Source organism: Traorella sp. mt218 (assembly GCF_055420025.1).
The window spans coordinates 12,895-27,496 of record NZ_JBVAYM010000017.1; the positions used below are offsets into that span (position 1 = coordinate 12,895).

At 42.3% G+C, this 14,602-nt stretch carries 12 protein-coding genes; all 12 read left to right on the plus strand.

Features of this window, described 5'->3' with window-relative positions:
- The first annotated feature begins 5 nt into the window (after positions 1-5).
- The 12 genes from ACZYT3_RS09130 (at position 6) to ACZYT3_RS09185 (ending at position 14,601) form a co-directional block, all read left to right on the plus strand.
- Positions 6-929, plus strand: coding sequence for an ABC transporter permease (locus tag ACZYT3_RS09130; protein ID WP_294560576.1), 924 nt, complete (start codon positions 6-8; stop codon positions 927-929).
- Positions 930-938: 9 nt separating this feature from the next.
- A complete protein-coding gene (locus ACZYT3_RS09135) occupies positions 939-1,862 on the plus strand; it encodes an ABC transporter permease (protein WP_294560574.1) in 924 nt (307 codons plus the stop codon).
- Between the two features lie 9 nt (positions 1,863-1,871).
- Entirely contained in the window at positions 1,872-2,873 is a 1,002-nt protein-coding gene (locus ACZYT3_RS09140) for an ABC transporter ATP-binding protein (RefSeq protein WP_464088427.1), read from the plus strand.
- Positions 2,870-3,844: an ABC transporter ATP-binding protein gene (locus ACZYT3_RS09145; protein ID WP_294560570.1), complete on the plus strand. Its 975-nt coding sequence runs from the start codon at positions 2,870-2,872 to the stop codon at positions 3,842-3,844. The genes ACZYT3_RS09140 and ACZYT3_RS09145 overlap by 4 nt, the downstream gene beginning before the upstream one ends.
- A gap of 15 nt (positions 3,845-3,859) precedes the next feature.
- Positions 3,860-5,503: a peptide ABC transporter substrate-binding protein gene (locus ACZYT3_RS09150; RefSeq protein ID WP_464088428.1), complete on the plus strand. Its 1,644-nt coding sequence runs from the start codon at positions 3,860-3,862 to the stop codon at positions 5,501-5,503.
- 64 nt (positions 5,504-5,567) lie between these two features.
- The gene (locus ACZYT3_RS09155; protein WP_464088429.1) at positions 5,568-6,758 is read left to right on the plus strand and encodes a M24 family metallopeptidase; all 1,191 of its coding nucleotides are present in this window, start codon (positions 5,568-5,570) and stop codon (positions 6,756-6,758) included.
- Positions 6,759-6,768: 10 nt separating this feature from the next.
- A complete protein-coding gene (locus tag ACZYT3_RS09160; RefSeq protein ID WP_294560565.1) occupies positions 6,769-7,989 on the plus strand; it encodes a M24 family metallopeptidase in 1,221 nt (406 codons plus the stop codon).
- 16 nt (positions 7,990-8,005) lie between these two features.
- Positions 8,006-9,952, plus strand: a complete 1,947-nt coding sequence (locus ACZYT3_RS09165; RefSeq protein ID WP_464088430.1) for an alpha/beta hydrolase family protein — start codon at positions 8,006-8,008, stop codon at positions 9,950-9,952.
- A 12-nt stretch (positions 9,953-9,964) separates the two neighbouring features.
- On the plus strand, positions 9,965-11,401 hold the full coding sequence (gene pepD / locus ACZYT3_RS09170) for a beta-Ala-His dipeptidase (RefSeq protein WP_464088431.1): 1,437 nt from the start codon (positions 9,965-9,967) through the stop codon (positions 11,399-11,401).
- Positions 11,402-11,413: 12 nt separating this feature from the next.
- The gene (gene gmk / locus ACZYT3_RS09175; protein WP_464088432.1) at positions 11,414-11,986 is read left to right on the plus strand and encodes a guanylate kinase; all 573 of its coding nucleotides are present in this window, start codon (positions 11,414-11,416) and stop codon (positions 11,984-11,986) included.
- Complete coding sequence (locus ACZYT3_RS09180; RefSeq protein WP_464088433.1) at positions 11,983-13,221, plus strand: aminopeptidase; 1,239 nt, start codon at positions 11,983-11,985, stop codon at positions 13,219-13,221. Before gmk ends, ACZYT3_RS09180 begins: the two co-directional genes overlap by 4 nt.
- A gap of 15 nt (positions 13,222-13,236) precedes the next feature.
- The gene (locus ACZYT3_RS09185; RefSeq protein WP_464088434.1) at positions 13,237-14,601 is read left to right on the plus strand and encodes a M24 family metallopeptidase; all 1,365 of its coding nucleotides are present in this window, start codon (positions 13,237-13,239) and stop codon (positions 14,599-14,601) included.
- Position 14,602 lies beyond the last annotated feature (1 nt).

Consider the following 14,602-nt stretch of genomic DNA (forward strand, 5'->3'; position numbering starts at 1 on the left):
GGGGTATGCTGAAATATATTATAAAAAAATTACTGATTGGCTGTCTGACTTTATTTGTTCTGGCAACAATTACTTTCTTTGGAATGAAAGCGATGCCGGGAAATCCTTTTTCACAGGATAACCGGGCTTTATCACAGGAAGCATATGAGGCTCTTGAAGCGAAATATGGATTAGATAAACCGGTCACTGAACAATATGTCATTTATATGACAAATGCTTTACATGGTGATTTTGGAGAATCGATTTCTAAAAAAGGACAGCAGGTCGCAGATATCATCATAAGCCGTTTTCCGGTAACGGCAAAACTCGGACTGGTTGCTTTTGCGATAGCACTTGTCGTTGGTCTGGTATTTGGTATTATATCGGCTTTGACCAAGCGAAGGGTCACCAATAATGTCATAACGATGATAGCGACCATGGGCGTATCGATACCGGGCTTCTTGTTAGCGATCCTTATGATGATCCTCTTTGGAGTAAAGCTGGGTTGGCTGCCGGTCGTAGGTTTGGATTCATGGAAGCATTATATCATGCCGGCATTGGCCTTATCATTCAGCTCAATTTCGATGATCACACGATTGACGAGAAGCTCGCTTAAAGATGTGATGAATAAAGATTATATTACACTTGCCCGAAGCAAGGGTACCAAAGAAGTGATGGTCACGGTGAAACACGGATTAAAGAATGCGTTACTTCCGGTAATTACATATTGTGGTCCGATGTTTGCAGGATTGATCACAGGTTCATTGGTCATTGAAACTTTATTTTCAATTCCGGGAATCGGACGTGAATTTACAAGCAGCATTACCAATCGTGATTATACTCTGGTCATGGGGTTAACTTTATTCTTTGGTGCTATCGTTATCATAATGAATATTATTTCAGATGTTGTAGCGGCTATTATCGATCCGCGTATCAAACTTGGAAAGTAGGTGTAAAACATGGAAAATAGAGAAATCGTTTATACAGATGATCTGTTTGAAAAGCTTGATGACAGTGAAAAGAATTCCGAGTTTATTGCCGTTGAAAGCAAGACCTTTTTAAAAGATGCATGGGATCGGTTTAAAAAGAATAAAATAGCACTTGCAGGTTTGATATTTCTGGTTGTAATGGTAATTCTGGTCATCTTTGTTCCGCTGCTATCTCCTTATAGTTATGAGGAGCAGAACATGAGCTTAAGAAATGCAATGCCAAGTCTGGCCCATCCGTTCGGAACGGATCAATTGGGTCGTGATATCCTTGTAAGAGTGATGTATGGAGGAAGAATTTCATTAGCCATTGGCTTTGCGACAGCGCTGATCAATTTGGTGATCGGTATCGTCTATGGCGGTGTTTCCGGCTATGTAGGTGGCAAGGTAGATATGGTGATGATGGGTATCATTGATATCATCTATGCAGTTCCTACTTTGTTATATGTCGTTTTGATCTTAATGATCTTTGGTAATTCAATTCCAAGCATGATGCTGGCGATTTGTTTGACTTCATGGATACAGATGGCCAGACAGGTACGAACACAGGTCATGTCGTTGAAGGAAATGGAGTTTTCATTAGCAGCTAAGGTCTTAGGTGCCAGCAATCTTCGTATCCTTATTAAACATTTGATTATCAATGCATTAGGTCCGATCATTGTTTGTCTGACGATGATGGTTCCATCAGCTATTTTCACTGAATCTTTTCTTAGCTTTGTAGGTATCGGACTGGATCTTTCGATTCCAAGCTGGGGAACTCTGGCCAATGATTGTCGTAATGTGATCTTTACATATCCGATTCAGATCGTCTGGATCGTTGTGATCATGTGTCTGACCATCCTGTCACTGAATTTTGTGGGTGATGGTCTTGGTGAAGCCTTGGAAAACAAAAGGTAGGTGAAGGATATGGCGCTTTTAGAAATTAAAAATCTGAGTACACAGTTTACAATGGAACAGGGAAGCGTACAGGCCGTCCGTGATGTTTCCTTCACACTTGAACAAGGAGAGGTTTTGGGAATCGTTGGTGAATCCGGTTCAGGAAAGAGCCAGACCATGTATTCGATCATCGGACTTTTGGCAGAAAACGGAAAAGTTACTGATGGAAGCATCTTATTTGATGGTCAGGATATTTCTCCTTCTTCATTTAAAGGCAGGAAAGATTATGAAGAAGCGATGCGGAAGATCCGCGGCAATACGATGGGGATGATCTTTCAGGATCCGATGACCTTTTTAAATCCGGTATTGAAGATTGAAACCCAGCTGATCGAGCCTTTGATGAATCATACCAATATGAGCAAATCCCAGGCACATGAAAGGGCATTGGAGCTGATGCGCCTGGTAGGTATTCCATCACCTGAAAAACGTATTCAACAGTATCCCTTTGAATTTTCAGGAGGTATGCGGCAGCGTATCGTCATTGCGATTGCCCTGGCTTGTAATCCAAAGCTTATCATCGCTGATGAGCCGACAACAGCACTGGACGTAACGATTCAGGCACAGGTCCTTGAGCTGATCGATCATTTACGTGAAGAAAGTGATTCTGCGATCATCATGATTACCCATGATCTGGGAGTGGTTGCGAAATTATGTGATCGTGTGGCGATCATGTATGGCGGTAAGATCGTTGAAATCGGAACCGATAAGGAAATCTTCTATGAACCGAAGCATCCATATACCCTGGGATTATTAAGCTGTATCGCAAATCCGGAAGTTGATGATGATGTTGAGCTTACGCCGATACCGGGATCACCGCCAGATCTGTTGAATCCGCCAAAGGGCTGTCCTTTTGTGGATCGATGTGAAAAAGCGATGAAGATATGTAAGCAATATATGCCTGAAGCAACAGAGTTCAGTAAGACACATCAATGTGCCTGCTGGCTGAATCACAGCAAGGTGGTGAAAAAATGAGTGAAGTAATCTTAAGTGTCAAAAATTTAAAAACACACTTTGATGTGACAAAAGGGCTTTTTTCCAAGAAGCAGGTCGTAAAGGCCGTGGATGGAGTAACATTCGATGTCATGAAAAATGAAACGTTCGGACTCGTAGGTGAATCCGGGTGCGGGAAAAGTACTTTGGGAAGAACGATCGTTAAATTATATGATCCCGTCAGCGGTAACATTGAATTTAATGGTAAAGATATTTCCAACATCAAAGGGAAAGAGCTTAAAAGTTTCAGAAAAGATATGCAGATGATCTTTCAGGATCCGTATGCTTCTTTAAATCCACGAATGACCGTAGGTGAAATCATAAAAGAACCGATGATCATCCATAAGATTTATGATACGGATAAGGAAAGAGAAGAAAGAGTCGTTGAGCTTTTGAAGATCGTAGGGCTGAAGCCGGATCATATCCGCCGTTATCCGGCAGAGTTTTCCGGAGGCCAGCGTCAGCGAATCGGAATTGCCAGAGCCTTGGCAGTCAATCCGAAATTTATTGTCTGTGATGAACCGATCTCCGCATTGGATGTATCGATTCAGGCACAAGTGATCAACTTATTGAAAAACATTCAAAAAGAAATGGGATTATCCTATTTGTTTATAGCCCATGACCTGAGCATGGTCAAACATATATCCGATAAAATCGGAGTAATGTATTTAGGACATATGATGGAATGCGGTCCGAGCAATGATGTCTATCACCGGCCGCTGCATCCATATACTGTCGCTTTATTATCGGCGATTCCGATTCCGGATCCAGATATAGCCAAAACCAAGAATCGTATTGTTTTGGAGGGAGAGATCCCAAGTCCTATCAATCCGCCTAAAGGCTGTCCATTCTGTACAAGATGCTCAAAAGCGAGCGAACGTTGTTACAGTGAAACACCACAGCCGATCCAGGTGGGCAATCGCCTTGTATCATGTTTTTTATACGAAAAATAAAAGGAGGGAGTAGAAATGAAAAACATCGTAAAACGCTTATCTTGCTTATCTCTTGCCGCGATGATGACGCTGACGCTGACAGCGTGTGGTGGAGATGGAGGTGAAACATCTGGTACTTTATCCGATACGTTCACCTATGCGATTTCTGGTGAGCCTACACAGCTTGACCCCGCAGTTGGAAGTGACAGTGTGACTTCTTATATTCTGAATCAGATATATTATCCACTATTTATCATTGGTGAAGATGGCAGCTTACAAAATGAAGCTTGTGAAGATTATGAGGTAAGTGATGATGGTTTGACTTATACGTTCCATTTAACTGAAAATAACTATTGGAGCGATGGTGAGCAGGTAACAGCTGCTGATTATGTATATGGAATGAAGCGTGCTATCGGCATGGGGGCTGCTGATTCTTACTATTCATATTTCCTGGCTGATTATGTATTGAATGCGAAAGCACATAATGATAACATGAGCGATGTTGCCGATATGGATGATGTAGGAATTGTCGCAACAGATGATTTTACGATTCAGATTACTCTTTCATCACCATGTCCATATTTTGTGAATCTGATGCCGGCAGGTGTCTTCTACCCGCTTCGTGAAGAATTTTCACCGGAACATGATTCTTCATGGGCCGATGATCCAACAGTGCCGACCAATGGTGCTTATCAGACGACGAAGATCGATTCTGCTGATGAATATGTCATGGTTAAAAATGAACACTTTGCACATGCGGATGATGTCGTAACTGAAACGCTGGTTGCAAAGGTCATGTCCGATCCGGATGCCCAGCTGGTAGCTTTCCAGACAGGTGAGATTGATTTCGCAACGGGCGTAAATAATCAGGTAACGAAAGTTTACGAAGGACAGCCTGAATTATTGCTTTCTGATTCAGTGATTAATTATTACATCATGTTGAACGCTTATAGTGAAGATACACCGGCTTTACAGGATGTTCGTGTTCGTAGAGCAATCCAGTTAGGTATTGACCGTACTGAAATCGTTACGGCATTGGATGCAGAAGATGTTTACTATGAATTATATGGTTATGTTCCAAAGGGCTTTGAAGGTGTCAATGGTGATTTCCGTGAAGAAGCCGATGCTGAAAATAAGTTAGTTTATACGGATAAAGATGAGGCAAGAAGTCTGATGGAAGCAGCCGGATATAATGAAAATAATCGTCTGCAGCTGACATACTACACAAATCAGGCTGCTGACCATAGCACGATTGCACAAGTTATCCAGGTTCAGTTAGCAGACATCTATATTGATGTAACTTTGAAGACAGGTGAAATTCGTACCTTCTTTGATGATCGTGAAAATGGTTTATTCGATATGGCCCGTGGTGTCATGAGTGCTGATTACATGGATGTATCTACTTTCTTGGATATGGCAGCCAGCTGGACACAGTATGGTCATGTGACTTGGGGCGATGAGGCATATGATACCATGATCAACGAATCTCGTACCATAGAAGATAATACTGAGCGTCTTGAATTGCTTCATGATGCAGAAACATACCTGGTTGAAGAAATGGCCTATACCGTTCCATTGTTTGGTTATAAGCAGATCTGCTTAGGAAAGCAGGGAGTCAGTGGTTATATCAGCTCACCTCAGGGTAATCATGTATTCTGGTATATACAGGTACCTGAATAAAAAAATATTAAGCGAGAGTTTCTGAAAGGAAGCTCTTCGCTTGATTTATAAAGGAGGTTAATCAATGTACTTAGATAAGGAAAAATTACCTATCATATATGAAGCTCTTCGTGAGAATCAAGTTGATGCATGGCTGATTACCGGAAGAGAGAGCATCATGAAAAGCGAACCGGTTCTTCCAGTTTTAGGTGATATGGATTTTATTATTGCAACGACCCTTATTTTCACTGCCGAAGGAAAATGTATTGCGATCGTTTCGCCTTTAGATGTCGAAGGATATAAATTGATCGAAGGCATTGATGAGGTGGTTGAGTATCAGGCAACGATGGAAGAGTCGATTTATGAGGTTCTTTCAAAATTAAAACCAAAACGCTTGGCGCTGGATTACAGCAGCTCAGATGCCGCAGCCGATGGCTTGACGGTGGGCATGTATAAGATGCTTGAGCGTGTATTCAGACGTTTGGATTTTAAAATGGAAACGGTCAGTGCTTTTCCGATCGTATCGGATGTCCGTGGCAGGAAAACGAGCACGCAGATTGAAAAGATCCGTCATTGTGCCGTTAAGGCTGATGAATATTTAAGAAGAGTGCCTGAAATGTGTAAAAAGGGAACGACATCACTGGATATCTTTAATTTTCTCCATGAAGTGGCATATGAGGATGGTTATGGCATGTCATGGGCAGATTCACAGTGTCCGGGTGTCAGCGTAGATCCAAATGTTCCAAGCGGACATATGGGCATCGTTTCAACACCTATCGTAGAAGGTTATCTCATCAATATCGATTATGGTGTAAGCAAGGATGGTTACTGTTCTGATTTACAGAGAATGTATTATGTATTGAAGGAAGATGAAGAGGATGCACCTGAAGAGGTGAAGAAGGCTTTTTACCTTGTACGCGATGCGATCAAGGAAGCCAAAGAATTCATGCGTGAAGGGGTTACCGGTTTCCAGGTTGATCAGATTGCCCGTCATAAGATCGTAGATGAAGGCTATGATTCATGGAATGCAGCCTTGGGTCATCAGGTCGGTCACCAGACACATGATGGAGGAACGATCCTGGCAAACCGGCGGCCACGTTATAATCGTCCTGAACTGATCGATACGCCATTACGTGTTGGCAATGTCTTTACGATCGAACCGGGCATTGAAACGCCATGGGGACGTGTTGGTATCGAAGAGGATGTCGTTATTACCGAGCATGGCACAGAATGGCTTGCCGAACCGCAGCAGGAATTGATTTTAATTAGAATCTGAAAGGATGCCTATGTTATCTTTAGCAAAACAGAATGAATTAAAAGATGAAATCTTAAAAGAACGTTTAGACGATATCTTACCGCCGCTCATGCTTGAATGTGGTATTGATGCCTGGATCATTGCCAGCCGTGAATATAATGAGGATCCGCTGTTTCATGCCCTGACGCCTTCAAGGTTTGTGACAGCCCGGCGGACGACCATTCTGGTATTGGCGATGAAAGACGGAAAAGCTGAACGATATTGTGTGAATATGCATGATGATGAATTGGAAAGATATTATGTCCAAGATTATGATGCGCAAAAAGAAACACAGATGGAAGCCCTGACAAGGGTCTTGCAACGTCTTGATGCGCAAAAGATCGCCATCGATGTATCCGACCACTTTGCCTATACAGATGGTTTATCTGTTGGTTTATATCGTCAGCTCATGAACGAATTGCCGAAGGAATTGACCGATCGTTTTGTAAGCAGTGATGATATCGGCATTCGCTTCCTGGAAACACGTTCACCAAAAGAGCTTGAAATTTACCCGGAGGTCATGAAGATCGCAGTTGAGATCATCGAGGACACTTTTTCTAAAGAGAGGATCGTGCCGGGCAAGACGACTTGTCGTGATCTGATGGATTATATGGAACAGCGTGTCAATGATCTCGGTATTGTGACATGGTTTGAATCGACAATCGATTTACAGCGAGCAGATGGCATGCATGGTGAAGGCTGTGTGATTGAAAGAGGCGATCTGCTTCATTGTGATTTTGGTATTCGTTATTTAAATCTGTGTACCGATACCCAGCGTCTATGTTATGTATCAAAGGAAGGCGAAACTCAAATACCGGCTGAGCTGGTAAGGGCAGTTGAGCGGAATCATCGTTTTCAGGATATCGTACGATCCAATATGAAAATTGGTGCCAGCGGCAATGAAGTATTCGTCAACAGTATAGAAATGGCGAAAAAAGAGGGATTGAGGCCTGTTTTATATACCCATCCTCTGGGTTTCCACGGACACGCAGCCGGACCGACGATCGGTTTGTTTTCAAATCAGCATCCGATCCCTGTCAAAGGTGATCTGAAGCTGCATGATCATACCGCTTATGCATTAGAATTAAGCATCATTGAATATTTAGACTGTTATCAGCGTGACACTTATATCTTTACCGAGGAAAGCGTTGTTTTAGAAGGAAATGAAGTATCATTTTTAGCTTCAGGGCGCAACAGCATCTACATGATTTAAATAAAGGAGATCAGTTATGAAATCTATCCAACTGGATTTATTTACCCAATATCGTTTCTTATCGGATCTGACGCTTTCTTTGGATGGAAGCAGGCTTGCTTATGTAGAAAGTCGTACAGATTTGGAAAATAATGATTATCAGCAAAGAATGCATGTCATGGATACAAAGAGCCGTCAGGAAGTATTTGCAGGGGAATGGATGAAGCGTTGTGTCATCTATCCCTTAGATGATTCGCTGCTCATGGTCCAAAATGATGAGAAAAATCCGCTGATCCATACCCGTTTTGTGCGTATCTCTCTGTCAGATGGCAAAGAATGTGATTCTTTCTCTCTGCCATGCATCGTGAATAAGATCGAAGTCTTCAATGAAGATTATTATCTGGTCAATGCTGTGATCCAACGCTCTTTGCCTCATTATCATCATCTTAGTGAGGAAGAACAAAAACAAGCATTAGAGAATAAGAAAAAAGATGATGACTATATCATCCTTGATGAATATCCCTTCTTTTTCAATGGTGAGGGAATCATAAATGGTAATCGTTCGACACTTTTGTTAGTGAACCGGAAAACACATGAGATCAAGGATCTTGTAAAAGAAACGATTGATGTAGAAAGCTATGATATCTGTGGTGATGAACTTGTTTATTGTGGAGTTGATTATACATCATTTAAGGGGAAATGGAGCCATGTCTGGAAAATGAATGTGGTCAGCGGTGATACATCTGTCTTGTTTGATGATGTCATGCAGATCAGCAGGGTCTTTTTTCAGGATCAGAAGGTTATCGTCTTAGGAACTTTTGCGAAGGAATACGGAGCGATGGAAGCGGCAAAGTTTTATGAGCTGAGAGATAAGACGATGTATCTTGTGGCAGATAATGAATACAGCATGTATAACAGCGTTGGCAGTGACTGCCGCTTTGGACGCGTCAAAAACTTTTTAAAGAAGAATGATCAGGCTTATTTTATTACGACAGATGGTTCACGCAGCATTGTTGTCCGGTTAACGGATCACGGACTTGAAAAGGTCGTGGATTTTGAAGGCTCCTGTGATGATTTTGTCGTAAAAGATGATGAGATCTATCTGATTGCGATGAAAGATCAGAAATTACAGGAGGTCTATGTCCAAAAGGATGACAAACTGGAACAATTGACCTGTCTGAACGAAGAGGTATTGAAGGATGTTTATGTTGCCCATCCTGAAAAAGTGATACTTGATAAAGAAACGCCGATCGTAGGCTGGGTATTGAAACCGAAGGATTATGATCCTCACCAATCCTATCCTGCAATCATGGATATCCATGGCGGACCTAAGACAGCCTATGGTGAGGTCTTCTATCATGAGATGCAGGCCTGGGCAAATTTAGGATATTTTGTCTTTTTCTGTAATCCGCGGGGATCGGATGGACGAGGAAATGCCTTTGCGGATCTGCGCCGGAATTTTGGCAAGATTGATTATGAAGATCTGATGGATTTCTGTGATCTGGTGCTCAAGCTTTATCCTGCAATAGATAAAGAACGTTTAGGGGTTACCGGAGGCAGCTATGGGGGTTATATGACCAATTGGATCGTGGGTCATACTGATCGCTTTAAAGCGGCCGCTTCACAGCGTTCAATCTCAAACTGGATCAGTGAGGTTTGTGCCAGTGATTATGGCATTGATTTCCCGATCGAACAGGAGTTTGATGACCTTTATGACTGTCAGCAGGAATTATGGGATATGTCACCTTTAAAGTATGTGAATCATGTCAAGACACCTACATTGTTTATTCATTCAATCGAAGATTATCGCTGTCCGGTATGGGAAGCACTTCAGATGTACACTGCCTTGAAATGCCGTAAAGTAGAAACAAAGCTTGTGGCATTTAAGGGAGAAAATCATGAATTGTCCAGAAGCGGAAAGCCATTGCATCGTCTGCGCCGATTGAATGAGATTACACAATGGATGGAAAAATATCTGAAATAGGAGGGAAGTACAATGGAATTTGAAATTACAAATCGTCCGCGTTTCTTTTTCGCAGAATGTGCCAGAATACCGCATGGCAGCAAAAACGAAAAGGAACTCAGCGATTATATCGTGGCTTTTGCGAAAGAACACGGATTGAAGTATAAACAGGATGATATGTATAACGTCATCGTTTATAAGGATGGGTCAAAGGGATATGAAGATGCCGGCAGCCTGATCCTGCAGGCACATATCGATATGGTGTGTGAAAAAAATAAAGACTGTGATCATGACTTTGAAAAAGATCCTTTAAAATTATATGTAGAAGATGGCATCTTGCGGGCAAAGGGAACGACCTTAGGCGCTGATGACTGTACGGGAGTGGCCTATATGCTGGCCATCTTGGAAGATGACAGCCTGGCCCATCCGCCACTTGAATGTATTTTCACGGTTCAGGAAGAAATTGGTCTTTTAGGAGCCATGAATCTCAAAGCTGAGGATATCCATTCACATCGCATGATCTCTCTTGATGGCGGGGGCGAAACGACGACCATGCTCTCATCGGCAGGAGGCTGTCAGTGTAACCTTACCAAAAAGCTTACCATGGAAGAGAATAGCGCTCCGACTTATGCGCTTCATATCACTGGTCTGAGTGGTGGCCATTCGGGTGGTGAGATCCATAAAGAAAAAGGAAATGCCAATCAGCTGGCGATCCGCGTCGTAAAGGAAGCGGTATTAAAAGGCGCTCAGATTCAGCTTGTTTCATATGATGGCGGTTTGAAGGACAATGCCATTCCCCGAGAAGCAGATGTCGTTTTCGCATCAGTTACACCAAAAGAAGAGCTTCAGGCATATTTTGAATCTTCAGCGAAGGATATTTCCACAGAACTTGAATTTAGTGATGCCGGCTTTACATTAAAATTTGAGGAAACAGCCATGGCTCCTTATAAAGCAATTCAAAAGGACAGTGATGATCTGATGGATTATGCTTATCTGATGCCGAATGGTTTCCAGCACCGCTCGATGGCCATTGAAGGCTTAACCCTGACTTCTTTGAACTTAGGTGTCGTTACGACAAAAAATGATCAGGTAGAATTGATCATATCTGTCCGCAGTGCGATTGAAAGCGGTATTGATAATCTGGTCAATATTTTATCGGTATTGGCAAAGCGCCTGGGCTTTGATATGGAAACGTCTGCACGTTATCCGGGATGGAATTATAATGAAATTTCACCAATGCGCGATATCTATAAAGCTGCTGTCAAAAAGCTTTATGATAAAGACCTTGAAATGGTAGCCGGACATGGCGGCTGTGAGTGTGGTGTATTCTGCAGCCTGGTTCCGGATATGGATATCATTTCTTTAGGACCTGTTTCAGCCCACGTGCATACGCCTGACGAAGAGTTGGATCTGGAAAGCTTTGATCGCACATATAAGCTTTTATGTACGGTCGTTAGTGCGGCAAAATAAAAGGGGGATATTATGACAAAAGGACTTGTAGTAATTTTAAGCGGCGCAAGCTCAGTAGGAAAAGGAGATATTCGAGATATCCTGCTTCAGGATAAAGATTTAAAGCTGTTTTATTCTATTTCAGAAACTACCCGCCCGCAACGTCCGGATGAAGTAGATGGCAAGGATTATTATTTCGTTACGCATAAAGAGTTTGCGGAATCAGTACGTAATAAAGAGCTTTTGGAATATACCGAATTTAATGGTTATTATTATGGAACACCGAAGCAGCAGGTCGAATTTCTTCAAAGCAAGGGAAAGAATGTCCTGATTGAGGTTGAAGCACAAGGTGTAGGTCCGATCAAGCTGAATATGCCGGAAAGCATCGCTTTCTTTGTGATGCCGCAAAATTTTGAACAGCTTGAAAAACAGATCAATGAATTATATAAGGATGACCAGGCAAGTGCCCAGCGAAGGATCAATAAGGCGAAGATGGATATGGAATTGGCACCGCTGTTTAATAATGTGGTATCAAATGAGGATGCGCAAAAAGCAGCGGCTCAGATCAAAAAGGTTCTTATGAAAGAATTGGAGAAACGCAAATGAATCCAATACGGTTGAAGAAATATGCCCGTGTATTGTTAGAGATCGGGGTGAATTTTCAAAAGGGTCAGATCCTTTTGCTTCAGACCTGTACGGATGCCTTGGATCTGGCACGTTGTTTGACAGAGGAAGCTTTTATGATGGGAGCAAAGGATGTTGTCGTACATTTAGAGGATGCACAGATAGAACATTTAAGAGCCTTGCATTGTGATACAGATACTTTAAAAGAACTTCCTGAATGGAAGAAGGAATCGCTGGATTACTATCTTCGTCAGGACTGTGTACAAATGTCATTGATGGGAAGCTATCCGACCTTGAATGAAGATGTTCCAAGCGATCATTTATTAGCGAAAGGTTTCAGCAGCAATGAATTGCGAAATGTCGTTCGGAAATATATCCATGCGGGTACCTTGAAATGGACAGGCACCGTATATCCGAATGTGAATTGGGCCAGAAAGGTCTATCCTGAATTAAGTGACCATGAGGCCCTGATCCGATTGGAAGAGGCCTTGTGTAAGATGATGCGTATTGATGATGAAAGTGATCCTGTTGAAAACTGGCATAAACATTGTGAAAGCTTAGGAAAGATCTCAGCGAAGCTGAATGATTATAATTTTAGATCATTGCATATCACAAGTGAATTGGGTACGGATATCACGATGGATCTTGTAAAAGATCATATCTGGACCAGTGCTGCGGATATGGGGTCAAGCAAGGTCAAGGAGCCTTATGTTGCCAATATGCCGACAGAGGAGATCTTTACGGATCCGGATTATCGCAGCGTGAATGGTGTGGCATATGCTTCTTTTCCACTTATGATGTCACAAAAATTAGTGACTGATTTTTCGATTACCTTTAAAGATGGAAAGGCTGTTGACTGTCATGCCAGCGCTAATGAAGAATTGCTTCGGGATGCTCTTTTTAAAAATGAAACGACCCGTCGTTTAGGGGAGGTTGCGTTAGTATCGAAAAATTCTCCGATCAAGCGGATGAATCGTATTTTCTATAATGGGCTGATCGATGAAAATGCTGCTTGTCATCTGGCTTTTGGACAAAGCTTTTCAAGCAATATAAAAAACGGTGCCTCGATGAGCGATCAAGAACTTTTGGCACATGGGGTCAATGTGGCAACCAGTCATAATGATTTTATGATCGGAACACCTGAAACGAAGGTTGTTGGCATTACTTTTGATGGTCAGGAAGTGGTCATCATGGAACACGGTGATTTTGTTATTTGAAGGGAGGGAATATAAGTGGTGATATCAAAAGAAGATTTTTTAGTACAAAAGGTAAGCGTCGATGAATTTAAGAAAAAGATCCTGCCTTATCGTGAACAGGAAGCACTTTTAGATAAATGGCTCGTGCATCGTTTAGATACGATCCTGCCTGTTGTGATGAAACGCAGTGGAATCGATTGCTGGGTAGTTGCCTGCAACGAATATAATGAGGATCCTGTTTTGAAAACCTTGGTTCCTTGTGCGATGATGACGGCAAGACGTCTGACGATTTTATTGTTTCATTTACAAAAAGACGGTGTGGTAAAGCGTTATGCATTGACACGGCCGAATGTCGGTTTAGATGATGTATATGAATCGGTATGGAACAATCCGAAAGGATCGGATTGGCAGGATAAGGATGCCCTGATGCCTTTTGGAAAGAAAGGCAAGGGGGAAGAGAGTCCGTGTGAAACACAGATGGAATGTCTTCATCGGATGATTGCTTCATGCAATCCAAATAAAATCGGTTTAAATTTCTCAAATACCTTTGCTTTTGCGGATGGACTTTCCCATAGCCTGTATGAAACGATCATGGCAGCTTTAGATGAGGATCAAAAGAAAAAGGTCGTCAGTGCTGAGAATGTCTGTGTAGGCTGGCTTGAAACGCGCAGCGAAGAGGAAATGCAGGCCTATACCGGCATCATGCAAATAGCACATGCTTTGATTGCAGAGGCATTTTCAAGCAAGGTCATCCTGCCGGGTGTCACGACCAATGCCGATGTAAAGTATTTCATGCTTGAAAAATGTAAAGAATTAGGTCTTGAACCATGGTTTGATTTTGAAGTATCCGTACGCCGTGCTGAGGTCAATGAAGTGTTTGGGGAAACAGTGATCCAGCCGGGTGATCTCTTGCACTGTGATGTAGGTTTCCGCTATCTGAATTTATGTACCGATACCCAGGAAAATGCCTATGTGCTGAAATTGGATGAAACGGATGCACCTGAGGAATTGAAACAGGTCATGAAGACGGTCAATCGCCTTCAGGATATTACGATCTCTCATTTTAAAGCCGGAAGAAGTGGTAATGAGGTATTGGCAAAGGCATTGAAACAGGCAAAAGAAGAAGGAATCGAGCCTTGTATCTATACTCATCCGATCGGTTTTCATGGTCATGCGGCCGGTCCGACGATCGGTCTGTGGGATATGCAGAATGGCGTACCGGGCTCCGGTGATTATCTGCTGTATGACAATACCGCATATTCATTGGAGCTGAATTGTAAGTGTGAGGTCAAAAGCTGGAATGTTACATTGACCTTTGGAGCTGAAACAGATGTCTTATTTACCGGTGGAAAGGTCTATTATCTTGCCGGAAGACAGGAAAACTTTCATTTGATCAAATAAG